Below are 23,423 nucleotides of genomic sequence, written 5' to 3' on the forward strand. Positions count from 1 at the left end.
ATCAGGGGCACGGCTTCAAAGGAACCCATGCCATGACCGACAGCACCGATCCCCGCCCCGATCAGCCACGTCATCTTCCGCCCGCCGCGCAACGTGCGCTGGCCGAGGCCGAAGAGCGCCGCCTCAAGGCCGAGAAGACCGAACTGCCCAAAGAGCTGGGCGGCCGCAAGGAAGGGCTGGAGGCCGTGCGCTATGGCGATTGGGAAAAGAAGGGCATCGCCATCGACTTCTGACGGGTTGACGCCACCGCAATCGGCGATCATCCTGATCCGCGTAACAGGGGCGCCCGCAACAGCCGGGCTGAGATGCACCCTTCGAACCTGAACCGGATCATGCCGGCGGAGGAAGTTGCGCTGAGACCGGGCCATGCGCGCCCGGCTCATGGCCTGCCCCCGCCCGTAAAAGAGGGGATCCCGATGAAGAACGCCGGAGACTATCTGGCCCGGATGCGTGCCCGTGCGCCGCTGGTGCAGAACATCACCAATTACGTGGCCATGAATGTCATGGCCAACATCATGCTGGCCGCCGGCTGTAGTCCCGCCATGGCCCATGACGAGGGCGAGGCGGCGGAATTCGCCGGTATTGCGGACGCGCTCAGCGTCAATATCGGCACCCTCGATCCAGCTTGGCTCCGCTCAATGGAGGCCGCCGCCAGCGTGATGGTCGCGGCGGGCAAGCCATGGGCGCTGGACCCTGTGGCCGTGGGCGCAACCGCGCTGCGCCGGGATGCGGGTGCGCGGCTCTTGACGCTGAGGCCCAGCATCATTCGCGGGAATGCGTCCGAGATCATCGCGCTGGCCGGATCGGCGGCGGCGGGCAAGGGCGCTGATACCGCCGACGCCGTCAGTGATGCCGAAGATGCGGCGCGGGCGTTGGCCCGGCAGACGGGCGGCGTCGTGGCGGTGACGGGCGAGGTTGACTTCGTGACCGATGGGGACAGCGCCTACCGTGTTGCGGGAGGCCACGCGCTGATGCCGCGCATCACTGTCATGGGCTGCTCGCTGACCGGGATCGTAGCGGCCTTTGCCGTGGATCAGCCCGCGCTGCCCGCCACCGTCGCCGCGCTGGCCTATTACGCGGTCGCGGGCGAGATCGCGGGCGAAAAAGGCGCTGGCCCGGCCAGCTTTCAGACCGCGTTCATCGACGCGCTTTATGCGCTAACGCCCGCGGATGTGACCGCAGGTGCGCGGATCGAGGCGGCATGAGGCTGAATGCTAGGGATCTTGGGCCCGTCTATTTCGTCACGGATGCAGGGGCTTCGGCCCCTGTTACCGATCAGGTGCGCGCGGCCCTCGCCGCCGGGGTGCGGATGATCCAGCTGCGCGACAAGGACGCCAGCGAGGCCGCCTTCGAGGACGAGGCGCGCGCCCTTCTGAAGCTCACCCGCGCGGCGGGGGCGCTCTTGATCATCAATGATCGGGTCGAGATTGCCTGGCGCATCGGTGCCGATGGCCTGCATGTGGGGCAGGGCGATGGAGATGCCCGTGCCATTCGCGCCTCTATCGGGCTGAAGATGATCCTGGGCCTTTCGGTCGAAACCGAAGCACAACTCGGCTCTATTTCGCAGGATAGTGTCGATTATCTGGGCACCGGCCCGTTGCGCGCCACGGCGACCAAGCCTGATGCGGCGCAGCCCCTCGGGATGGACGGTATGGCGCGGCTGATCGCGTCCGCGCCTCTCCCCTGCGTCGCCATTGGAGGGATCAGACAAGCCGATGCGGCGGCGCTGCGCGAAATGGGCGCAGCAGGCATCGCCGTTGTCTCGGCCATTTCGCGGGCGGATGAAATGGAGGGCGCGGCGCGCGCCTTGATCCAGGCGTGGAGGCAGATATGATCCCCAACATTCTTTCCATCGCGGGGTCCGATCCGTCGGGCGGCGCAGGCATTCAGGCTGATATCAAATCGATTTCGGCCAATGGCGGCTATGCAATGGCCGCCATCACCGCGCTGACCGTGCAGAACACGCGCGGGGTGCAGGCGGTGCACCTGATGGAGCCGGGTATCATCACCGCGCAGATCGCAGCCATCCGCAGCGACATTCGCATCGACGCGGTCAAGATCGGAATGCTGGGCGATGCCGGGATCATCCGCGCGGTGGCGGATGCGCTGGACGGTCTGGACGCGCCTATCGTGCTGGACCCTGTCATGGTGGCGAAGGGGGGCGACCGCCTGCTGGCGGCGGAGGCCGTCGATGCACTGCGCCGCCACTTGATGCCGATGGCGGCGGTGATCACCCCGAACCTGCCCGAGGCTGCGGACCTGCTGCAAATCGGCGAGGCAAGGGACAAGGACATGATGCTGGAGCATGCCTTGCGCCTCATGGGTCTGGACGCGCAGGCGGTCCTGATGAAGGGCGGTCATCTGGGCGGCGTGGAAAGCCCCGACTTGCTACTGCATTCCGGCGGCGCAGAGTGGCTGGAGGGCCCACGCATCCAGAGCCAGAGCACCCACGGGACGGGATGCACACTGTCCTCGGCCATTGCGGCCCATCTGGGGGCCGGGCATGACCTGAAGACCGCCGTTGCACGGAGCAAGGCCTATATCACCAATGCAATCGCTGGGGCAGCCAAGCTGGACGTGGGACACGGCCACGGCCCAACCCATCACTTTTACAAGCTGACGGATTAGAGCCTATCTGAGGGTCAGATCCGCGCTCTGACCCTTTCCCTGATCCGAGATGAAGCGGATCGTGTCGCCTTTGATCCGCACGGCCTGACAGTTGGGATCAAGGCGGTCGCCGCCCCAATAAAGGTCACGGCAAAAATAGCCTTCCTGCCAGTTCCATGCCCCGGTGACAGGATAGCCAAAGGCGCGGCCCATGATTTCGCCCGAAGGTGACACCGCGACGGAAATGCCCAGCCGGATCAGATCGCGCCCGGATGTTGCGGCAACAAAGGCGTCGCGGGTGGTGATTTGCTCGAACGCCTGCGCGGCCACGGGTGCTGTAAGAAGCCCTACGGACAATACGCAGGCGGCGGAAGCGATAGAACGCATGACAAACCTTCCTTGTTTTGACTACATCAGAATATACGCGGTTCGCGGGCATCCGGATCACATACCGAGCCGCCGTATCAGCGGATCATCGCCTGCAAAGGAGCCTTAATGACCAGTTTGCCCGATTTTCGCCTCGAGACGCATTTCGCCAAATGGGAGTTCAGCGCGCGGTATCATCTGACGGCATCCGACGCCGAAAGCGTGGCACTGCCTGACCTGTTGGCGATGGCCAGCGACGAGGACCGCAAATCCTTCGAGACGATGTGGCTGGGTTATACCGAGACATGGGGCATGCCCGCGCTGCGCGAGACCATTGCGCAGACTTACGCGCGGCAAACAGCGGAAAACATCCTCTGCTTTGCCGGGGCGAGCGAGGGTATCTTTGCCGCGAAAAACGTGCTGCTGTCCAAGGGCGATCATGCCATCGTCATCACGCCGAATTACCAATCGCATGAAACGCTGCCCTCGATGATTTGTGAGGCAACGGGCGTGCCGCTGGACCCGGATGACAACTGGTCGCTCGACATCGACCGGATCCGGGCCGCGATCCGCCCCAATACCAAGCTTCTGACGATCAACTTCCCGCACAACCCCACCGGCGCCATCCTGCCGCTGGACCGCTACCGTGCGCTGATCGATCTGTGCCGTCAGCATGGCATCTGGATCCTTCACGATGAGATTTTCAACGGGCTGGGCCCCTCGGGCGCTCAGCATCTGCCGTTCGTCGCGGACGAATACGAGCGGGGTTTGAGCTTGGGCGTGATGTCCAAATCCTATGGGCTGCCGGGGCTGCGCATCGGCTGGATCGCGTGCCAGGACCGCGATGTTCTGAGCCGGATGGAGCGGATGAAGCACTACCTGTCGATCTGCAATTCCGGCCCGTCCGAGCATCTGGCGCGCATCGCGCTCAAGGCGCGGGATCGGCTCTTGGCCCGCAACAATGACATCGTGGACGCGAACCTGCCGAAATGGGATGCCTTCTTTGCGCGGCATCCCGATCTTTTCGAATGGCGTCGGCCCGATGGCTCCTGCATGGGCTATCCTCGCTATCTGGGGCCTGAGGGCGTGGACGAATTTGCCCGGCGGCTGGTCGAGGAGGCGGGCGTTCTGGTGCTGCCCTCGACGATCTATCGCTCGGATCTGGGCGAGACGCCGCAGGATCGGTTTCGAATCGGATTTGGCCGGACGGGCCTGGATGAGGGGCTGGCGGCGCTGGAGGGCTGGCTGCAGAAGGCTTAAAACCGGCTCTGACCGCTCTGAGGCAGGCGCCCATCAAGGCGGATTTCCGCGCGCAGCTTGATCCCCGTCAAAGTATGCCTCGCCAAATCGTGCCACACTTGGCGCTAGTGACAGGGAGGCTTCACATGGATGATCTGGTCAAACTTGGACGTGACTTCGTTCAGGCGATGCAGGATGGGCGCGGCATTGAACATGTCGATGAGCTTTATGCAGAAAACGCGGAATCGGTCGAGGCGGTTATTCCGCCAGGGCGCGATGTGCGAATCGCGAAGGGCCGCGGCGCGATCAAGGCAAAACGTGAGGATTGGTCGTCGACGCACGAGATCCACAAGATCGAGGCCGATGGGCCCTATGTGCATCCGCCCAACCGGTTCGCAGTGCGCTTCGACGCCGAGGTGACGCAAAAGGAAACCGGCAAGAAGATGAACTTACGCGAGATCGCTGTATATACTGTCGAGAATCGCAAGATCGTGCGTGAAGAATTCTTCATGATGCCAAAATAGGCCCCGCGCCCGGGTCATTTGTCAGTTCGCGGCCAATGGCCGGCGGGCGGGTTTATGGCGCCGGTCGACCACGTTTTAGATGACGCGGATGACATCCTTGTCGATGGCCAGCACATAGCCCTGCCGCGCGATGTTGCGCACCAGAAGTTCGCTGACCATCTGGTTGCCCAGCGTGTCGCGCAGGCGCTTGATACGGGTAGCTCCCGCTGCCTCTTCGCAGTCTGTGGCAGGCCGTCCCGAGACGATGCCTTCGATCTCGGCGCCGGTCAGGATATCCCCGTCAAGCCGTGCCTCGGCCAGAACCGACAGGGTCTCCATCGCGGCATCGGTCAGCTTGAACCCCATATTGTTCAGATAGACCGACTTTTCCGCGCGGCTGATCAGGAGCGAGCTGACCTGAATGCCCGACCGCTCGATCTGGGCCATGCGCCGGTTGAGCAGGGTCAGCATGATCAGAAAGGTCAGCGCGGCGATCAGAAGGGCGGTACTGAAGACCAACAGCACGAAGATCACCATGCGGTAGCTGACCAGCGTCTCGCTGAAGGCGGTGCCTGAGAGCGCGAGGATCTCGAGCAACTTGATCTCGGCATCGCTGGTCAGGGCATCATTCTCGACAAAGATTTGCTCGACGCGCGCGTTGAATGCCCCGGCGTCGGGTAGGGAAATGAACAGAAGAACCGCTGCCAGCGTGAGGATAGCGACGATCGCCACCACGCCAAAAAGAACCACCCGGCCGCCCGAGCGCCGTGCATCCGAGGCAAGGATGGTAGCGCCCCTCATTGTTGGCGCACCGAAAGCACCTTGAGCAGGGTCATGCCCTGCGATGCCAGTTGCCCGCGCAGCTGCGACCGCGCCGCGGACAGGGTGCACGGCCCGTCAAAGCGGTGGGTGCCGTAGAACAGCTCAAGCGGGTTGTCCCGCTTGGCCTTGTATTCAGCGACACAGGCTGCACTGGCGGGAGCCGCGATCAGGACCGCAAGGGCCAAGGGGACCAGGATTTTCATCATGGGCCAACCATGGCGAAGCCCGTGCGGCTATACAATATCCCACCGCATGCCGTGGGACTGATATCGGATAGCAGTAGGGCGATATTGCGATGCGCGGTCGGGCCGGGCGAGCGTGATGAGGTACTGCATATCATCCACTGAAAGGATCGCCCCCATGTCACGCAAATTCGTATCCATGATCATCGCGGCCTCGATCGCCGTCACCGGCCTGACCGCCGCCCCTGCCCAAGCTGGCGACCGGGACCTTGCCCGCGCCCTTGCGGCCATCGCGGGTGTGGCCATCGTCGGCGCCGTTATCCATGACGCGCAAAAGGACAAGCGCCGCGGCGCGGCGCGCTATTATCAGCCCCAGCGCAAGCATGTCTACCAGCCTCGATATCAGCAGCCCCGATATCAGCAGCCTCGGTATCAGAAACCCCGTTATCAGAGACCCCGCCAACGCGCTGTCGAGCGTGCTTACCACAAGGGCTATAACGATCATCGCAACGCCATGCGCGACCGCCGGTCCGAGCGGCGCGCCTATGACCACCGTCAACAGCAGCGCTACAGCGCGCGGCCTTATCGCCGGGCGCACTGATCCGGCCTGACCCGATCATGTATGAAAAGGGCCTCTCCGGGGCCCTTTTCCACCTCCCTACCGATGCTCCTGCGGAATCCAGTCCTCGGCCTCGCTGTTCCAGAACCTCGCGGGATTGTCCTCGTCCATTCCCCGTATGTGCTGCGTTCTCAGGCAGGTCTGAACGAAGATCACCGGCTCTTCATATGGATGCGCAGCATAGATTGCCCGTAGAACCGTATCGGTCAAACGCTCGTCCTGCGGCAAAAAGAACGACAGCTCCAGGCAGCGCACCTCGACCACGGTCTTGGTTGCGGCATTGTGTCCGCGCCCCAGCGATCTGAACTGCTGAATGCCCGGTGCGCTCCTGAAGGTGACGCAATCATAATCGCCATAGGTCAGCGGCGCGATCTTGAGAACCGTATCGGTGATCCTCTGGGCATGGGTGCCGGGCACCTGCACGATTATACGCAGGCCTTCTTCGGGCACGAACCTGTCGGTCGTGAGGGTGGGCAGGGGCATGGGCGTCTCCGGCAAAATGTCATGCGCCTTGATAGCGCGATTTGGGGCGGCCCGGCGAAAAGACGATTCGTTATCCACCTAACTCCGAGGCATCGCCGTCTTGCGCCACCTCGTCCCGGCCGAGCGCAAAGAAACGGTCCAGCGCCTGAAATCCATCCTCCGTGATCATCAGGGAGCGGCTGCCCGTGCGGCGTTGCAACCAGTTCGAGGTCACGGCCCTGTCGAGGATCGCGGTCGCAAACGGCCCCGAGATATGATGGCGCCGCTCAGTCCAGTCGAGGCAGAGCTTCACCAGGGGCTTGCCGCCCGCGACCGGTGGGACGTCGATCCCGGCTTCCTTGAGGAACGCCATGTAGCGCGGGCCGGGGGCTACCGTCTCGGACGCGATCAGCAGCACATCCGACGCGGCGAGGCACCGGGTCATCAGAACGCCGAGCCGGCCGGCGATATGGTTGTAGCAGCTGCGCGCCAGACATGTGTCTCGACTGTTTTGGCTATTGCGCCTCAGATGGTCGGTGGGTGACAGACTGGCGAGGCTTTCCAGCACGGTGGCGACTTCGGCACGCGCGATGCGGTGATAGACATGTCGCCCGCTACGCAGAGATGTCGTCAGACCGGCCGCGCTCAGCTGCCGCAGATGGACGCTCGCGGTTTGTGCCGTGATTCTGGCGGCGCAGGCTAGTTCCTTGTTGGTAAACGCGCGCCCGTCCATCAACTCGCACAAGATGCGTGCGCGGCTGGGATCGGCCAGCGCCGCCCCGATGATGTCCAGTCTGGGTTCAAGGGTCATGCCGCCCAGAGTATCGCCGGAAAGTGCATCCGCCCAGACAGAACGCTTCGCTCGTGCGCGAAGGGACCCGCCGACAGGGGCAGAGGCACGCCTGCACACATCTCTGGCCTTTCGGTGCGGCGCGTGCTTTTTGGCGTGGCATGACGGGACCCGATTATTCTCTGGAGGCGGCCGCGCAGGTCGCGGGCGCGCGCATCATCGCCGGTGTCGATGAGGTGGGGCGCGGGCCCCTTGCCGGACCCGTCACGGCGGCCGCTGTCGTGCTCGACGCTGCCGATATTCCCGAAGGTCTCAACGATTCCAAGAAGCTGGGCGCCGCGCGCCGCATCGCGCTTTACGACACCATAGCCGCCTGCGCCGAGGTCAGCATCGCCCATGCCAGCGTCGAGGAGATCGAAGAGCTGAACATCCTGCGCGCGTCGCATCTGGCGATGGAACGCGCGCTGGCCGGATTGCCGCGCCGACCAGATCTGGCGCTGATCGACGGCAACATGATCCCGCGCGGCCTGACGATCCCGGCGCGGGCGGTCATCAGGGGCGATGCCCTCTCGGTTTCGATTTCTGCGGCCTCAATCATGGCCAAAATATGTCGAGACTATGTCATGCGGGATTTGGCGCAACACTATCCCGGATATGGCTGGGAAACGAATGCGGGATATCCATCACCGCACCACAAAGAGGCGCTCCGAAATCTGGGGGTGACCCCACACCATAGACGAACCTTCAAGCCGGTGCACAATATCTTGTATCAAGATAAATAACTAACCTCCTGATTCAAAAAAGAAATTGACCACGAATCATCGATGACTCATCTTTGTCCACAAGTAGACAGAGCGCAAAATCGCGCCGGGACAGAGGCAAGACATGACGAAGATGACCAAGATCGAGGGCGCGCCCGCGCTTCCTCTCAACACGATCCTAAGCGGCGATTGCATCGAAGCGATGAACGCGCTGCCAGAAAATTCGGTCGATCTGATCTTTGCCGATCCGCCCTATAATCTGCAGCTGCGCGGCGATCTGCACCGGCCCGACAACAGCCAGGTGGATGCGGTCGACGACGCTTGGGACCAGTTCGACAGCTTTGCCGTCTATGACCAGTTCACGCGCGAATGGCTGAAGGCCGCGCGCCGCCTTCTCAAGCCGAATGGCGCGATCTGGGTCATCGGATCTTATCACAACATCTTCCGCGTCGGCGCGGCCCTGCAGGATGCGGGCTACTGGATCCTCAATGACGTCGTGTGGCGGAAGTCCAACCCGATGCCCAATTTCCGCGGCAAGCGCCTGACCAACGCGCATGAGACGATGATCTGGGCCTCGAAATCGGAAGGCGCGAAATACACCTTCAATTACGAGGCCCTGAAGGCGCTCAATGACGGCGTGCAGATGCGCAGCGACTGGGTGCTGCCAATCTGCACCGGCCACGAGCGGCTCAAGGACGAGGCGGGCGAGAAGGCCCACCCGACGCAAAAGCCGCAAAGCCTGCTGCACCGCGTCATCGTGGGCAGCACCAATCCCGGCGACGTCGTGCTCGACCCGTTCTTCGGCAGCGGCACCACTGGCGCCGTCGCCAAGATGCTCGGCCGCGACTATATCGGCATCGAGCGGGACGAGGGCTATCGCAAGGTCGCCGAGAAGCGCCTCAAAGGCATCCGTAAGTTCGACCGCGAGGCGCTGCAGGTCAGCACCTCCAAGCGCGCCGAGCCGCGCGTGCCCTTCGGCCAGCTGGTCGAGCGCGGCATGCTGCGCCCGGGCGAAGAGCTCTATTCGCTGAACCAGCGCCACAAGGCCAAGGTGCGCGCCGACGGCACGCTGATCGGTGACGACATCAAGGGCTCGATCCACCAGGTCGGCGCCCATCTGGAAGGCGCGCCCAGCTGCAATGGCTGGACCTACTGGCACTTCAAGAAGGACGGCAAGCGTGTACCGATCGACCTTCTGCGCCAGCAGATCCGAGCCGAGATGGCCGACCGCCCCAACTAAGAGCTTTCCGAGACAAACAAGAACACCGCCGGTGCCTGTGGTCTGACGCTAGGCACCACCTCAACTGCGCCCTGCCGCTTGTCGGTGGGGCGTTTTTTCATTGCGATCTTGGCGCGGCGTGAGAGGTCAGGATCTTGAGTATTCTGCCAAGATGAAGCTGCGCGTCTCATGCTTCATCTTGGTGGAAGTACTCAAATCACGCTGATGGCTCTTCAGAGCGACCAAGCTGCTTTCAGCCCGTCCAACACCGCCTCTTCGGCCGTGCGTGGCGCCATACAATCGCCGATGCCGATGAGCGCGCCATCATAGCCCTCGAGCGCGCCCAGAAGCGCATCATTGCTGGAGGTGCCCTGCGCCAGAACCAGCGTATCGGTGTCTTCCACCAGTATGGCCTCGCCATTGGCGGCGTGGATGAAATAGGCGGTGTCGTCATCCGCGCCGTAGAGCTGCGCATAGGGGATGATCTCGACTCCCAATTTCTGAACGCGGCCCACCATGCTGTCGCGCACATAGCTTTGAAGCATCTCGCCCGCATGGGTGCCATTGACGCAAAGACGCACGCGACGGCCGGCGGCGGCCAGCATCTCGGCGATCCCGAGGCCCACCCAATCGGCGCGCCAGTCGGCGATGGTCACGCTGCCGCCAACATTGGGCAGGCCGCGCAGAACGTCCCAGGCGGTGACGATATGCGCGTCCTCGCCGAACTCCACCCCTTGCGGCATCCGCGCCGTGCCGCCGGTGGCGACGATCACGGCATCGGGTGCGGCGTCTGTGATCGTTTCGGCATTGGCCTCGCTGTTCAGATGCACCGTCACGCCTGCGCGCTCCATCTCGCCTGCAAGGTTCGTGACGATCCCGCCGAACTCGGCCCGGCCCGGCAGCATCTGCGCCAAGAGGGCCTGCCCGCCCAGTTGGCCGGATGCCTCGTGCAGGGTGACGTCATGGCCCAGCGCCGCCGCCGTTGCCGCCGCCTTCATCCCCGCAGGACCACCGCCAATGACCATCACCGTTTTGGGAGCCTCGGTGCGGCGAGGGGAGCCATAGCGCAGCTCGCGCCCCGTTTCGGGATACTGGATGCAGGAGATCGGCACGCCCTTGTGGAAATGCCCGATGCAGGCCTGGTTGCAGCCGATGCAGGCGCGGATCTCGTCCGCGCGGCCCGCTTCGGCCTTTCCCGGCATCGCCGGATCGCAGATCAGCGCGCGGGTCATGCCGCACATATCGGCCTGCCCCGAGGCGACGATGCCCTCGGCCTCCTGCGGCTGGTTGATGCGGCCCGCGACCATGACAGGGATGTCCACGGCTTGCTTCACCGCATGAGCGAAGGGGGCGAGATAGCCGGTTTCCTGAAACATCGGCGGCACGATATGGATGGCGCCGCCAAGGCTGGCCGAGGTGCCGGCGATCACGTTCACGTAGTCGAGCGACGGCGCCAGTGCGCGGATCACCTGGAGGCTGTCCGCATCGCGCATCCCGCCTTCGACATGCTCGTCGCCCGAGATGCGCAGGCCGATCACGAAAGCCTCGCCCGTCGCCCTGCGCACCGCCTCGATCGCCTCGCGGACAAAGCGCATGCGGTTCTCGAGACTACCGCCATACGCATCCTCACGCCGGTTCACCTGCGGGCTGAGAAATTGCGCGGGCAGGTAGCCGTGGCTGGCCACGATCTCGACCCCGTCCAATCCGGCCTCTTGCATCCGGCGCGCGGCGGCGCCGTAGCCCTCCGCGACCTCATTGATCATCGCCACTGACATCGCGCGGGGAATGACGTGAAAACGGTCCGAGGGCGTGGCCGAGGCCGAGTAGGCGACGGGCGCGGTGCCGTCTGCCACCTCCATGATCTCACGCCCCGGGTGGAACAGCTGGGCAAAGATGCGGGTGCCGTGGGCATGGACCGTTTCGGCCAGTCGGGTAAAGCCCGGCAAGCAGCTGTCATCGGTGCCCATCAGCACATGCGAGGTATAGCGCGCCGTTTCGTGCACGCCGACGACTTGGGAAACGATCAAGCCCGCGCCGCCACGCGCGCGCGCTTCATGATAGGCGATCATGGCGTCGGTCACGTGGCCCTCATGGGCCATCGACGTGTCATGCCCGGTCGACAGGATCCGGTTCCTGACCTCGACACCGCCGATCTTGAGCGGTGCAAAGAGATGCGCGAAGGGCTGGGCGGTGTCGGGCATGGCGTGTCTCCGGCTGAAATTGCCGTCACGCTAGCCCCGCGTCTCGGCGGCTTCAAGCGGGGGGCGGATTTTGCGCCTTGTTATAGGGCTTCCAGTCGGTGATGCCCGGATAATAGGTCTTGCGCCATGCGCGTACGCGCGGGTTCATCGCGCGGCGCCAGATGGGCGGGACCATCGCCGCCATGGTCATTATCGGATAGCCGTAGGGCAGCTGCGGCGCCTCGTCCTCGGTGTAGTTCTGCAAGAGGGGGAAGCGGCGGTCGGGCTTGTAATGGTGGTCTGAGTGACGCTGCAGGTTGATCAAGAGCCAGTTGGTCGCCTTGTGTGAGGCGTTCCAGCTGTGGCGCGGTTTGACATGCTCATACCTGCCATCGCCCAGATGCTCGCGCGTGAGGCCGTAATGCTCGACGTAATTCACCAGCTCCAGTTGCCAAATCGCAACCAGCGCCTGCCAGAGGAAGAGCGCGAGGCCCACCCAACCGCCAAGGATCAGCGCCAGCGCCAGCATGCCCGCCTGTAGCGCCCAATAGCGCCAGAAGGGGTTGCGCCGATGCAGCGCACCATGTCCCTTGCGCGCCAGCATCGCCGCTTCGGCGCGGAAAGCAGAGGTGTAGACGCCCGGCAAAACGCGCGCGAAAAAGCGGTGAAAGCCCTCGTTGTAGCGCGCGGTCACCGTGTCTCGCGGGGTACCGACATGGCGATGATGGACCAGCATATGCTCGGACCGGAAATGCGAGTAAAGGACCATCGCCAGCAGGAGATCGGCCAGCATGCGCTCTCCCCTTGGCCGTTGGTGCATCAATTCATGCGCGTAATTTATGCCGACCGTGCCGGTGATGACGCCGACGCCAAAGAAAAGCACGATCTTTTCCAGCGTGCCCAAATGAGCGGCCTGCGGCACATACCAGATCAGCCAAAACAGGAGGCCAAATTGCACCGGCGCCCAGATCAGCGTGATGGCGCGATACCATGTCATGTCGTCGCCGCCATCGGGATCGAGATTGTCGAGGTTGAGGCCCAGAAACGCGTCGAGCAGCGAAAAGAAATACCAGGTGAAGAGCGGCAGCAGGATCACCGCCCAGCCGCCTTGAAGGGCGCCAAGGATGGCAACAGGGACCAAAAGCAGCGACATCCAGAAGGGAATGGCGCGGTGAATCTGGGCGAGGGTGGACATCGAGGAACGCTCCGGCGGTGATGAGATCGTCTCGCGCGATGCATCGCATTCAATCAAGGCGAAACGCGCACGACAAACGGGCTTTTGCGCGCAATCTACTCCATTCCTGGCAGAACGCCACGCGACAGGTCATACACCTTGCGCATCACCGTGGGCAGCTGCTCGGGCTTGAATTCGGCGGGCACGACGAAGACGCCGCGTTCGGGGTTTGCGCCCACGGGCACCTGCGCCACACGCACCGTCAGGCGCAGGTGGAAATGCGTGAAGGTATGGCGCGCCTCCTCGCTCAGGGCCTGCCAGTCGGCCTCCAGCGGCGGGGCGGGCGCGGGCGCGTCCTCGGACCAATCGGTGCCGGGCCAGCCCAGCATACCGCCCAAGAGCCCGCGATCCTCGCGCCGCTCCAAGAGGATCGCGCCATCCGCGCGCTGCACGACATAGGCGATGCCAAGGCGGACAGGCTTGGCCTTTTTCGCCGTCTTTTTGGGCAGTTCGGCGGAGGTGCCCTTGGCCCGCGCGAGGCAAGGCGCGCGCCAAGGGCAGATGCCGCAGGCGGGGCTGCGCGGCGTGCAGATGGTGGCGCCCAGATCCATCACCGCCTGCGCATAATCGCCCGGACGCTCGGCAGGGGTCAGCGCGGCGGCGGCGGCGGTCAGCTCGGGCTTGGCGGCGGGCAGAGGGGTGTGGATGTCATGGAGGCGCGCCATGACCCGCTCCACATTGCCGTCGACCACCACCTCGGGCAGATCAAAGGCGATGGCCGAGATTGCGCCCGCCGTATAAGGGCCGATGCCGGGCAGTTTCAGCAAAGCGGCGTGATCGGCGGGGAAAGCGCCCCCATGATCTGCCACCACGGCGCGCGCGCATTTCAGCAGGTTGCGCGCGCGCGCGTAATAACCAAGGCCGGCCCACTCGCCCATCACCTCGCCATCCTTGGCCCCGGCCAGATCGGCCACCGTGGGCCAGCGCGCGGTGAAGCGGTTGAAATACTGCGTCACGGCAGCGACGGTCGTCTGCTGCAGCATCACCTCGGACAGCCAGATGCGATAGGGATCGGGGCGCGCGCCGGCCTGCCGCGCGGCTGGGGGCGTGCGCCAGGGCATGGCGCGGGCGTGGCGGTCATACCAGTCCAGCAGGTCGGCGGCGCGGGGCGCGGGCGTTAACTCTGGCGATATCTCACGCATGTTTTATGTCGCCCTTTGTCGTTTCTGCGGGTTATCTGCTGGCATGGCCGGCACCATGCCCTAGAATGGCGCGCATCGACAGGAGGTCAACGCATGTCGCCCCGCCGCCCCACCACCAAGGGTTTCGCCCGCTCCAGCACGCTGCTGCAAGAGCGCATTCGCAAGGCGTCGGAAAGCCGCGGCTTTGCCGAATCGCGGCTTCTGACCCAATGGGCCGAGATCGTCGGTGAGGACATCGCCGCCATCGCGCGGCCCGTCAAGGTGGGCCATGGGCGCGGCGGCATGGGCGCGACGCTGACCCTGCTGACCACCGGTGCGCAGGCGCCCATGCTGGAGATGCAGAAGGAAGGGCTGCGCGCGCGCGTCAACGCCGTCTACGGCTATAACGCGATCAGCCGCATCACCATCACCCAGACCGCGCCAACCGGCTTTGCCGAGGGGCAGGTCAGCTTTCAGCATCGCGCGCCCAAGCCGACCCCGCGCCCGCCTGATCCCGAAGCCATCGAGGAGGCGCGCCGCATCGCCGCACCCGTGGCCGATGCGGGGCTGCGCGCCGCGCTTGAAGCCTTGGCCCAAAACGTATTATCCAAGTCAAAACGCTGATCCAAAAGGAATATCGCAATGAACCGCAAACTACTCATCGGGGCGGCCCTTCTGGCCATTGTTGGCGGTGTCCTCTGGTGGCAACTGGGCGGTCACGAGGAGGCCGACATGGCCGCCACCGACGCGGAAGGCACGGCTGAATACGCCGATGTCGATACCTCGTCGATCACTGAAATGACGATGGGCCCCGAGGATGCCAAGGTGACGATCACCGAATACGCGTCCTTCACCTGCCCGCATTGCGCCACGTTCCACCAGACCACCTTCCAGAGCCTCAAGCGCGACTACATCGACACCGGCAAGGTGCATTTCATCTACCGCGACGTCTATTTCGACCGTGTCGGCCTTTGGGCCTCGATGCTGGCGCGCTGCGCGGGTCCGGTGCGGTTCTTCGGCATTTCGGGCATGCTCTACGAGCAGCAACAGGAATGGCTGAACGCGGATGATCCGGTCACCATCTCGAACAACCTGCGGCGCATCGGCAAGGTTGCCGGGCTTGAGGAGGATCAGATCAACGCCTGCCTCGAAGACGCGGACAAGGCCGAGACCCTGCTGGCCTGGTTCAATCAGAACAAGGACGCGGACGATATCAGCTCGACCCCCACCTTGATGATCAACGGTCAGCAATACGGCAACATGGCCTATGCCGACCTGCAGGAGATCATCGACGAGAAGCTGGCAGAATGAGCACCGTGCCTGTGGCCTCACCTCTGGCCGGCCTCAAGGTCGTCGAACTGGCGCGCATTCTGGCTGGCCCCTGGGCCGGTCAGACGCTGGCCGATCTGGGCGCCGAGGTGATCAAGGTGGAAAGTCCCGAGGGCGACGATACCCGTCGCTGGGGCCCGCCTTTCGTCGAGCGCGAGGGTGACCGCAGCGCCGCCTATTTCCACGGCACCAATCGCGGCAAGAGCAGCGTCGCCATCGATTTCCGCACGCCCGAGGGGCAGGCGGAGGTGCGCGCGCTGGTCGAAGACGCGGATATCGTGATCGAGAATTTCAAGGTCGGCGGTCTGGCGAAATACGGGCTGGACTATGCCAGCCTGTCCAAGCTGAACCCGCGGCTCATCTATTGCTCGGTCACCGGTTTTGGCCAAGATGGGCCCTACGCGCATCGCGCGGGCTATGATTACATCATCCAGGGCATGTCGGGGCTCATGTCCATCACCGGCGCGCCCGATGGCCAGCCGCAGCGCGTGGGCGTTGCGATCACCGATATCTTCACCGGCGTCTATGCCACCACCGCGATCCTCGCGGCGCTGCACCAACGCGCCGCGACCGGCAAGGGCCAGCAAATCGACATGGCGTTGCTGGACGTAGCCGTGGCGGTCACGGCGAACCAGTCGATGAACTATCTGACAACTGGCGAGGCGCCGGGGCGCATCGGGAATTTTCATCCCAACCTTGCGCCCTACCAGGTCTTCGACTGTTCGGACGGGTATATCATCATCGCCGTCGGCAATGACGCGCAGTACCGGCGGCTTTGCGCCGCGCTGGGCGTGCCCGATCTGGCGACGGCGCCGGAATATGGGACCAACGCGGACCGGGTCGCGCTGCGCGACCAACTGAGCGCGCTTTTGACGGCCCGCACGGTGACCTTCACAAAGGACGGACTGCTGGCTGCTTGCGAGGCGGCGGGTGTGCCCGCCGGGCCGATCAACACGCTGGACGAGGTCTATGCCGATCCGCAGATCATCGCGCGCGGTATGCAGATCGCCCCGGATGGTGTGCCAGGCGTCAGGACGCCGATACGGTTTTCGGATGCCGAGCTGTCGCTGGACAAGGCGTCGCCGAAGCTGCCGAAGAGTTGAAGCTGTCGGGGCTCGGCTCAGAGGCCGAGCGCCGACAGCCGGGTATCCAGTTCGGTCCAGTCCTCGATCTCCAGCCTGACGGGAAGTGTCAGCACCTTGGCGCGAAAGCCCGCCGGAAGGCGCACGGCGTCTTTTTCGGTCGTCACCAGTTGCGCTCCCAACTTGGCAGCCTCTGCCTCCAGCCGGGTCAGCAGGGCGGGAGTGAAAGGCTGGTGATCGTCCAGCGCCTCGGTCCCGGCCAGATCGGCGCCCATCGCCTTGAGCGTGGCAAAGAACTTCTCGGGATGCCCGATTCCCGCAAAGGCGAGGCAGCGGGTTCCGTGCCAGTCCATCCCGGTCTGCAGGGGCGCCAGCGCCCCGCGCAGATGCGGCAGGGGGATCGCGTCAGCCCACGCTGCCTCAAACGCCTTCTGCGCTGCCGCGCCACCGATCGACAGCAGCAGATCGGCGCGGGTAAGGCCCACCTCCACCGGTTCGCGAAGTGGGCCGGCGGGCAGGCAGCGGCCATTGCCGAAACCGGCGACGGCATCGACCACGATCAGGGACAGGTCTTTGTGCAGGGACGGGTTCTGAAACCCGTCATCCATCACGATCACCTCGGCCCCCGCTGCGGCTGCGGCAAGCGCGCCCAGGGCGCGGTCGCGCGCGACCCAGGCGGGAGCGAAGGCGGCAATCAGCAGAGGCTCGTCACCGACATCGGCGGCGTCATGCGCGGCGGGGTCCACCTCCACCGGCCCTTCCAGCCGCCCGCCATGGCCGCGGCTGACCACATGTACGGCGCGGCCGCGTGCGGCCAGATGCTGGACCAATGCGATGACCGTCGGCGTCTTGCCCGTGCCGCCGGCATTCAGGTTGCCAACGCAGATCACCGGCACAGGCGCGCGCACCGGGTCGCCAGCGGCCAGTCGCCGCGCCGTGACCCGCGCATAGAGCGCCCCCAGCGGCGACAAAAGGCGCGCGCGCAGGCCCGGCGCATGGCGTGGGCGCAGCCAGAAGGCGGGCGCGCGCATCAGGCGAACTCCAGATCGTCGAGCATGTCCTGCAACAGGTCTAGGATATGGTCCGTCACCTCGGCGCCCGCGGTCGCTACCTCCCACGCGGCATGGGCCATGGTCGCGCTGCGATCGGCGGCGATCAGATGGGCCAGCGCGGCGGCCAACGTCTCGCCATCGCGAACGATGCGGGCGCCACCGGCGCCCGCGTAGCGCTTGTAGCTGGGCAAGTAGCGCGCCACATTCGGGCCATAGACAATGGCCGAGCCGTGAGCCGCAGGTTCGTTTGGATCGCTGCCGCGCATGCCGGGAAGCAGGGAATTGCCCATGAAAGAGATCGTGGCAAGGCGGTACCACAGTCCCATCTCACCGCGCGTATCGGCCAGCAGGACCTGCGTTGCCTCGCCGGGCATGCCGCCCTGCGACCAGATGGTGTGCCGCCAGTTGCCCTTGCGCAGGGTCGCGCGAAACTCGTCGGTCTCGTCCAGGTCCTCGGGCACGAGGATCAGGAACAGGCGGTGCGCCAACCGGCTGGCCTGCCGATGCGCGTCCAAAATCATTTCAAGCTCGGCATGGCGCGCCATCGCAGCCAGCCAAATAGGCCGCCCGCGCAGAGATGTCGCCATTTCGTCGCGCAAGGATTCGTCATAGGGCAGGGCGATGGCACCCTCCTGGAAAAGGCCGGTGACGCTGAGTTTTTCTTCGGGCACTCCGAGGCGGCGCAAATGGCGTGCGGCCCCGTCCGAGCGCGCCAAGATGCGGTGAAAACGGGTCAGCAGAGCCGGCGTCATGTCGGGCAGCCATCGCCAGCCGGGGCGCTCGAGCATCGATGTCTCGGCATCGACCAGGATCAGGGGCACGCCCGCCTCGTCAGCCGATATCAGCAGCGCGGGCATCAGATCGCCGCCTGTCCAGAGGCAGATATCGGGGCGCCAATGCGCGAGGAATGCCTCCGCCTCGGCAGGATTGTCGGCCTGCAGGCTCTGGCGGCATGTCAGCGCGCGCGCATGGCCGGTCATATGCACTCCGGGCGCGGTGGTCAGCAGCAGGTGAAGACCGCCTCCTGCGACGCCGGAGGCGCTGCCGCGCTGCGCCGCCAGCCGCTGCGTCAGCTGAACCAGCGCATTGGCATGCTCAAGGCTGGTGGCGTGGCCCCAGATCACCGCGCCCTCGGGGCGTTTGGCGCTGGGGGCAAAGCCCGCGCTAGTCGCGCCGCCGCTACGCCGGGCCAGCGCCATATAGGCCGCAAGGCTGAGCGAGCGGGCCATAGCCTGTGCCTTAGCCCAGCTCTTCGGTGGGCGATGCAGGCGCTTCTTCGTCGCGCAGGCGGTGCAGATGGGCGATGAAATAGCGCATATGCGCGTTGTCTACAGTGCGTTGCGCCTCGGCCTTCCAAGCGTGATGGGCGCTTTCGTAATCGGGGAAGATGCCGACGATATGCAGATCGTTCACATTCTTGAACACGTTCTTGGACGGATCGGTCAATTCGCCGCCAAAGACGAGGTGAAGGCGTTGGGTCATGGCTGGCTCCTGTAGGGTTACTTCTGGCTTTCGGCTTGGCCGCGAAACTATGGGCTGGCGCAGACGGGGGCAAGGGGCGCGGCCGCGCCCGTGCCGTCAAAGCGGTCCGTCAAACGCTTTATTCGCAGGCCTTGATCGCACCCCGATGCGCTTTGCCCGCGACATTCATGCGGGTCAGCAGTGCAGTGCGGCCAACGCCGATCTCGGCGGCGGTCGCGGCGATGGCCGCGTCCCAGGAATCCCCCATCGACTGGCCAGCCTCCCTGCTTTCTAGATAGCGCGTGCCGACACGGTCATAGATTCCGGCGTCGTCCGCGCCGATCTCTTCGATCAGCGCGGCCTCAGCGCAGGCGCATTGTGCTTCGGTCGTGCCACTCTTTTCGAGGCACATGGCCACCCCGCCCGCTGATGCGCCCGCGCTGGAAAGCGCAAAGAGGAGGAGTGAAATTATTGTCGGTCGCATGGCGTGTCTCCTTGGAGCAAGGGCTAGCTACATTTGCATGCTACGCCATCATGCGCGGCCCGAACAGCAGGCAGCGGCCCCGCGTTGCCATCGCTAGGCCTGTTTTTGCGTCTTGTAGAGTTGCGCATAAAGCCGGTTCTGCTTGAGCAGCTGATCATGCTGCCCCTCTTCCACCAGCTGTCCGGCCTCCATCACGAAGATCCGGTCAGCACCCGCGATCGACGACAGCCGGTGCGCGACAACGATCGTCGTGCGCCCGCGCGTCAGGCGGTCCAGAGCGCTCTTGATGCGCGCCTCGGTCGCCTGGTCGAGCGCGCTTGTCGCCTCGTCCAGCAGAAGGATCGGTGCATCGCTGAGAAAGGCGCGCGCGATGGCGATGCGCTGTTTTTGGCCACCCGACAGTTGCGCGCCCTTGGGGCCGACAGACGCGCCGCCACGGGCGCGGATCAGGTCGGCGATCTCGGCATTCTCCGCCGCCTGCCAGACCTCTTCATCGCTGGCATCCGGGCGGACATAGCGGATGTTTTCCCAGATCGAGTTGTTGAAGATGACGATGTCCTGCGCGACCACCGAATAAGCCCCGCGCAGCGCGCTGACCTTCAGCTGGTCGATGGGCTGCCCACCAATGGTGATTCGCCCGCCCTTGGTATCGTAGAGCCGCGTCAGCAGGGACAGGACCGTCGTCTTGCCCGATCCGGTCGAGCCAACGATAGCCGAGACCTCGCCGCCCTTGAACGTCATGTCGAGCCCGTGGAACAGCGGCTGGTCCTTCGAATAGGAGAAACGCACATCTTCCAGCCTGATATCGCCATGGGTGTCGAAATCACTGACCGCGCCCTCCTTGTCGGTGATGGTGGGCACCTCGTCATAAAGGCGGCGAATCCGCTCCAGTATCACGAGATTGGACGGCAGGCTGCCAAAGAACATCGCCAGAAGCCGGGCGGGATCGAAGACCATGACCATCCCCAGAAGGAAGGTGATGATGCCCGCGCCATCCATGTCGAAATTGGGCGAGAGAACCATGTAGCCGCCGCCGCCAATCACCAGCACGTAGACAAATGCCGAGCTGAGATCGATGGACGGCATCGTCAGCGCCTGCGTGATCTGCACGCGGTTCATCAGATCGCGGATGGAAGCGGTGCCTTTCATCAGGCGGTCAGTCTCGACGCCCTCCTGACTGGCGATCTTGACCGTGCGCATCCCGGCGGTCGTTTCCTCGATGCCGTTCATGTACTCGGCCATCGCCGTCTCGGCCTCGCCCTGCACGATCTTCACCCGGTCCGAGACGTAGTTCATCACCCAGATTATGAACGGGAGCACGACAACGGCGGTCGCGAAGAGGATCGGGTTCTTCCAGATCAGGTAGCCCGAAACGATGATGACGGTCACCGCGTCGCGCACGGCGTTGGCAGTGGCCTGGCCTACGAAAACACCCAGTGCCTGCGTCTGAGTCACCAACCGCTGGATAAGCTCGCCCGACTTCGTGCGTTCGAAATAAGCGAGGTCGAGTTTCATCATGTGTTCGATCAGATCGCGCCGCATCTGGAAGATCGCGTCATTGCTGATCCAGACCGTGACGCGCGGAACCAGATAGGACATCATGCCGCGCACCGCGAAGAGGATAAAGACCACGATGCAGACTTGGATCAGGTCGGCCACGCTGCCGCTGTCAAAGATCACGCGCAGGCCGCTTTCGGTCATCGACAGGAATTGCTGATAGACAACGCCCTGCACCAGGATCATGCCCAGCACTACGAAAAGCCAAGGCGTCTTCTGCCGCAGATACCGCGACCAGAGCCAGCGCAGATTTTCCTTGTCCCGCTCGGAATAGAGGGGCGCGCGCTTGGATTTTTCGGGCTTGCTCATCGGATGGCGGGCCTTTGGGTGTTGGCGGTTGGCCTGCTCCTACCGCGTTTGGGGGGCAAGGTCACCTGCCCCCCGCATGGCTTTTCGGCTATGGTCATTCCCAGCAGCTGACCAGCACGGTCATGCCGGCTGCGCGGTCCGACATCTGCGCCGGGGCCAGCGCGGCCCCCGGCCCTGCCGTTGCCGGCGCGGTGCCGGCCTCGCTCAGCACGCCGGCCAGCGCCTCGGCATCGGCGGCAAAGGCGACATCCTCGGGCAGCATGCGGCCGCCCTGCTGGCGCGGCAGCAGCATGCCCAGAACGGCGCCGCCTGCATCCATCACCGGACCGCCCACGTCGCCCTCCAGCGTATTGAGCGCAAGGCGCGCCACGTTATCCTCGCCGTTCAGCCCACGAATGTCGGACACGGTGCCGAAGGTCAGGGAGGGCGCGCCCAGAACGCCGCCATAGGAATAGCCCGCTACCGTCACCTCGGATTGCAGGCGCGGCGCGCTTTGCGACAGGGCGGCGACGCCGATAGGGGCGATGGTGCCAGTCGGGCGCAGAACCGCTACGCCCAGCTCGGCGTCCGAGGCAGCGATCTCGGCCTTTTGCCCGTCCTCGATGGTGATATGCCCGCAGGCGCCCACGATCTCGGAGGTGGTCACGACGGTCCCGCGCCCATCGACGTAAAAACCCGAGCGCGTAAAGAGCGGCTTGCGGATCTCCAGCCCCGAGACAAGGTCGATGCTCTGCGCGTCATTAGCCCCGGCGGCAGGGTCCAGAACGCCTTCGATGCGGGTATAGCTATCCTGCATCAGGCCCAGAATGCGGGCGCGGCGATCCTCGTCGCCTGCGGGCCAGATCAGGGTAAAGCCCTTGATCTGCCCGTCTTGCAGGCTGGCCTCGGTATGCGAGATCATGCGCGCGTTTTCTCCGACGAGGGTGAAGCCGTCGCTGCGGCGCTCGCGCGGGCCGTCCTGGGGCACGATCTCCAGCGTCTGCATGATGTCGTAAAGGCCAAAAAGTGTGTCCTGCGTGCCCTCCTGGCTGATCATCAGCACGCGCGCGGGCAGATCGCCACTGGCATCGAACTGCACGAAAGGCGGCTCGTAGCGGGCAAATTCGATCACGCCCAGCGGCAGCTGCATCTGGATCCCGGCCTTGGGCTCGCTGACCAGTTGCATGTCCATGCCTTCCAGCACGGCGTTATAGCTGCGCAGCAGCTCGGCGCGCTGCAGCGTGGTCAGGATGCCGGTGGCCTCGAAGTCATTGGCGCGCTGCCAGCCAGCCATCGAGTTTCGCGTGCCCGGCCCGAAGGCCGCATCGATGCGGCCGTCGTAGAAGCCGGCCCATTGCAGCGCAACTTGCAGGTCCGCGCGCTCCTCTCGGGTGAGGGTGGCCTCGCTGGCGCGGGCCTCGCGTGGGGTTTCGTCCTGAAATTCCGGCGCGGGCGCGATTTCGGGTTGTGTGTCAGGCACGGGGGCTTGCGGCGCCTGGGGCGCGGCAAGCGCGGTCTCGTCTGTTGCCTCCGATGCGGGATCGGGCTGCGGCGCGGCGGCGCCCTCGGCCAGAAGGTTCGCGCCGACCGGCCAAATCTGGCGTGCGTAATCGCTGCTCGCGGCGATGTAGCTGTCGCGCGGGATGCGTCCGTCGCGACGCAGACGGCTGAGGATTTCGGACGCCTTTTCAGGCCGATACGGCCCAAGCGAGACGACGTACCATCCCGATCCGTCCAGATCGAAGCCATTCACGTCCTGAAGCTCCGCGCTGCGGCGGCGCAGCGCCTCGTTGATCGCGGCAAGGTTTGGTTGCGCCTCGATCTGGACCCAAACCATCTCACCGTCTGCGCCTGATTGCTGCGCCCCCACGCCGGCGGCGCCCGCGATCACAACGGCGACAGCCGCCAGAAAACTCCGTATCATTCTAAAGTCTAACCCCTGAGCCAATCGCGCAATTTACCGTATTTCCAAGGGTTCTACCAAAATTCCGCCTGTGTGCACCCAAAATCCATCCTGCAGGCGCGCTTTGTCGATCTTGGGGTGACAAATTACCCCTTCCGCCGT

The 23,423-nt window shown here is 64.5% G+C and carries 26 protein-coding genes and 1 riboswitch; of the genes, 12 read left to right on the forward strand and 14 right to left on the reverse strand.

Annotated features, from left to right (window positions below; all coding sequences use genetic code 11):
* Positions 1–32: 32 nt before the first annotated feature.
* From ACEWPM_RS07825 to thiD, 4 genes are all read left to right on the forward strand, one after another.
* Positions 33–233 carry a DUF1674 domain-containing protein gene (locus tag ACEWPM_RS07825; protein WP_393961104.1) on the forward strand — a complete coding sequence of 67 codons (201 nt, stop codon included), beginning with the start codon at positions 33–35 and terminating at the stop codon, positions 231–233.
* Positions 234–268: 35 nt separating this feature from the next.
* Positions 269–364: riboswitch (TPP riboswitch) on the forward strand.
* A gap of 52 nt (positions 365–416) precedes the next feature.
* A complete protein-coding gene (gene thiM / locus ACEWPM_RS07830; protein WP_393961105.1) occupies positions 417–1,205 on the forward strand; it encodes a hydroxyethylthiazole kinase in 789 nt (262 codons plus the stop codon).
* On the forward strand, positions 1,202–1,834 hold the full coding sequence (gene thiE / locus ACEWPM_RS07835) for a thiamine phosphate synthase (protein ID WP_393961106.1): 633 nt from the start codon (positions 1,202–1,204) through the stop codon (positions 1,832–1,834). Before thiM ends, thiE begins: the two co-directional genes overlap by 4 nt.
* Positions 1,831–2,628 carry a bifunctional hydroxymethylpyrimidine kinase/phosphomethylpyrimidine kinase gene (gene thiD / locus ACEWPM_RS07840; protein WP_393961107.1) on the forward strand — a complete coding sequence of 266 codons (798 nt, stop codon included), beginning with the start codon at positions 1,831–1,833 and terminating at the stop codon, positions 2,626–2,628. The genes thiE and thiD overlap by 4 nt, the downstream gene beginning before the upstream one ends.
* A 3-nt stretch (positions 2,629–2,631) precedes the next feature.
* On the opposite strand, the gene ACEWPM_RS07845 is transcribed toward thiD, so the two are convergent.
* On the reverse strand, positions 2,632–2,994 hold the full coding sequence (locus ACEWPM_RS07845) for a dihydrodipicolinate reductase (RefSeq protein WP_393961108.1): 363 nt from the start codon (positions 2,992–2,994) through the stop codon (positions 2,632–2,634).
* 108 nt (positions 2,995–3,102) lie between these two features.
* On the opposite strand from ACEWPM_RS07845, the gene ACEWPM_RS07850 reads away from it, so the two are divergent.
* Positions 3,103–4,233: an aminotransferase class I/II-fold pyridoxal phosphate-dependent enzyme gene (locus ACEWPM_RS07850; protein ID WP_393961109.1), complete on the forward strand. Its 1,131-nt coding sequence runs from the start codon at positions 3,103–3,105 to the stop codon at positions 4,231–4,233.
* A gap of 125 nt (positions 4,234–4,358) precedes the next feature.
* Positions 4,359–4,736 (forward strand): SnoaL-like domain-containing protein, encoded by a 378-nt coding sequence (locus tag ACEWPM_RS07855; RefSeq protein ID WP_393961110.1) that lies wholly within the window; start codon positions 4,359–4,361, stop codon positions 4,734–4,736.
* Between the two features lie 75 nt (positions 4,737–4,811).
* Here ACEWPM_RS07855 and ACEWPM_RS07860 read toward each other — a convergent pair whose 3' ends face one another.
* Complete coding sequence (locus tag ACEWPM_RS07860; protein WP_393961111.1) at positions 4,812–5,516, reverse strand: hypothetical protein; 705 nt, start codon at positions 5,514–5,516, stop codon at positions 4,812–4,814.
* Positions 5,513–5,743, reverse strand: a complete 231-nt coding sequence (locus ACEWPM_RS07865) for a hypothetical protein (protein WP_393961112.1) — start codon at positions 5,741–5,743, stop codon at positions 5,513–5,515. The genes ACEWPM_RS07860 and ACEWPM_RS07865 overlap by 4 nt, the downstream gene beginning before the upstream one ends.
* A 154-nt stretch (positions 5,744–5,897) precedes the next feature.
* Between ACEWPM_RS07865 and ACEWPM_RS07870 the strand changes: the two genes are divergently transcribed.
* Positions 5,898–6,320 (forward strand): hypothetical protein, encoded by a 423-nt coding sequence (locus ACEWPM_RS07870; RefSeq protein ID WP_393961113.1) that lies wholly within the window; start codon positions 5,898–5,900, stop codon positions 6,318–6,320.
* Between the two features lie 57 nt (positions 6,321–6,377).
* Here ACEWPM_RS07870 and ACEWPM_RS07875 read toward each other — a convergent pair whose 3' ends face one another.
* Both ACEWPM_RS07875 and ACEWPM_RS07880 read right to left on the reverse strand, forming a co-directional pair.
* Positions 6,378–6,821: a YqfO family protein gene (locus tag ACEWPM_RS07875; RefSeq protein ID WP_393961114.1), complete on the reverse strand. Its 444-nt coding sequence runs from the start codon at positions 6,819–6,821 to the stop codon at positions 6,378–6,380.
* A 70-nt stretch (positions 6,822–6,891) separates the two neighbouring features.
* Entirely contained in the window at positions 6,892–7,611 is a 720-nt protein-coding gene (locus ACEWPM_RS07880; protein WP_393961115.1) for an ArsR/SmtB family transcription factor, read from the reverse strand.
* 140 nt (positions 7,612–7,751) lie between these two features.
* On the opposite strand from ACEWPM_RS07880, the gene ACEWPM_RS07885 reads away from it, so the two are divergent.
* Together ACEWPM_RS07885 and ACEWPM_RS07890 are read left to right on the forward strand one after the other, a co-directional pair.
* Complete coding sequence (locus tag ACEWPM_RS07885) at positions 7,752–8,372, forward strand: ribonuclease HII (protein ID WP_393961116.1); 621 nt, start codon at positions 7,752–7,754, stop codon at positions 8,370–8,372.
* A 103-nt stretch (positions 8,373–8,475) separates the two neighbouring features.
* Positions 8,476–9,591, forward strand: coding sequence for a site-specific DNA-methyltransferase (locus tag ACEWPM_RS07890; RefSeq protein WP_393961117.1), 1,116 nt, complete (start codon positions 8,476–8,478; stop codon positions 9,589–9,591).
* A gap of 212 nt (positions 9,592–9,803) precedes the next feature.
* Here the strand turns inward: ACEWPM_RS07890 and ACEWPM_RS07895 are convergent, their stop codons facing one another.
* From ACEWPM_RS07895 to mutY, 3 genes are all read right to left on the reverse strand, one after another.
* Complete coding sequence (locus tag ACEWPM_RS07895) at positions 9,804–11,771, reverse strand: oxidoreductase (protein WP_393961118.1); 1,968 nt, start codon at positions 11,769–11,771, stop codon at positions 9,804–9,806.
* A gap of 52 nt (positions 11,772–11,823) precedes the next feature.
* Positions 11,824–12,945, reverse strand: a complete 1,122-nt coding sequence (locus ACEWPM_RS07900) for an alkane 1-monooxygenase (RefSeq protein WP_393961119.1) — start codon at positions 12,943–12,945, stop codon at positions 11,824–11,826.
* A 95-nt stretch (positions 12,946–13,040) separates the two neighbouring features.
* On the reverse strand, positions 13,041–14,126 hold the full coding sequence (gene mutY, locus ACEWPM_RS07905) for an A/G-specific adenine glycosylase (RefSeq protein ID WP_393961120.1): 1,086 nt from the start codon (positions 14,124–14,126) through the stop codon (positions 13,041–13,043).
* 93 nt (positions 14,127–14,219) lie between these two features.
* On the opposite strand from mutY, the gene ACEWPM_RS07910 reads away from it, so the two are divergent.
* Genes ACEWPM_RS07910 through ACEWPM_RS07920 form a run of 3 tightly spaced genes read left to right on the forward strand, consistent with a single transcriptional unit; the run spans position 14,220 to position 16,537 of the window.
* Complete coding sequence (locus tag ACEWPM_RS07910) at positions 14,220–14,729, forward strand: DUF721 domain-containing protein (protein ID WP_393961121.1); 510 nt, start codon at positions 14,220–14,222, stop codon at positions 14,727–14,729.
* An 18-nt stretch (positions 14,730–14,747) separates the two neighbouring features.
* Entirely contained in the window at positions 14,748–15,416 is a 669-nt protein-coding gene (locus ACEWPM_RS07915) for a DsbA family protein (RefSeq protein ID WP_393961122.1), read from the forward strand.
* Between the two features lie 11 nt (positions 15,417–15,427).
* On the forward strand, positions 15,428–16,537 hold the full coding sequence (locus tag ACEWPM_RS07920; protein WP_393961448.1) for a CaiB/BaiF CoA transferase family protein: 1,110 nt from the start codon (positions 15,428–15,430) through the stop codon (positions 16,535–16,537).
* A gap of 17 nt (positions 16,538–16,554) precedes the next feature.
* Here the strand turns inward: ACEWPM_RS07920 and lpxK are convergent, their stop codons facing one another.
* From lpxK to ACEWPM_RS07950, 6 genes are all read right to left on the reverse strand, one after another.
* Entirely contained in the window at positions 16,555–17,547 is a 993-nt protein-coding gene (gene lpxK / locus ACEWPM_RS07925; protein WP_393961123.1) for a tetraacyldisaccharide 4'-kinase, read from the reverse strand.
* Complete coding sequence (locus ACEWPM_RS07930) at positions 17,547–18,797, reverse strand: 3-deoxy-D-manno-octulosonic acid transferase (protein ID WP_393961124.1); 1,251 nt, start codon at positions 18,795–18,797, stop codon at positions 17,547–17,549. Before ACEWPM_RS07930 ends, lpxK begins: the two co-directional genes overlap by 1 nt.
* A gap of 10 nt (positions 18,798–18,807) precedes the next feature.
* Positions 18,808–19,050: a DUF4170 domain-containing protein gene (locus ACEWPM_RS07935; RefSeq protein ID WP_393961125.1), complete on the reverse strand. Its 243-nt coding sequence runs from the start codon at positions 19,048–19,050 to the stop codon at positions 18,808–18,810.
* A gap of 118 nt (positions 19,051–19,168) precedes the next feature.
* Positions 19,169–19,513, reverse strand: coding sequence for a hypothetical protein (locus ACEWPM_RS07940; protein ID WP_393961126.1), 345 nt, complete (start codon positions 19,511–19,513; stop codon positions 19,169–19,171).
* Between the two features lie 93 nt (positions 19,514–19,606).
* On the reverse strand, positions 19,607–21,379 hold the full coding sequence (locus ACEWPM_RS07945) for an ABC transporter ATP-binding protein (protein WP_393961127.1): 1,773 nt from the start codon (positions 21,377–21,379) through the stop codon (positions 19,607–19,609).
* Positions 21,380–21,473: 94 nt separating this feature from the next.
* Entirely contained in the window at positions 21,474–23,282 is a 1,809-nt protein-coding gene (locus ACEWPM_RS07950; RefSeq protein ID WP_393961128.1) for a serine protease, read from the reverse strand.
* Positions 23,283–23,423: the final 141 nt, after the last annotated feature.

It is taken from the genome of Roseovarius maritimus, from assembly GCF_043355895.2.
GTDB classification, from domain to species: domain Bacteria; phylum Pseudomonadota; class Alphaproteobacteria; order Rhodobacterales; family Rhodobacteraceae; genus Roseovarius; species Roseovarius maritimus.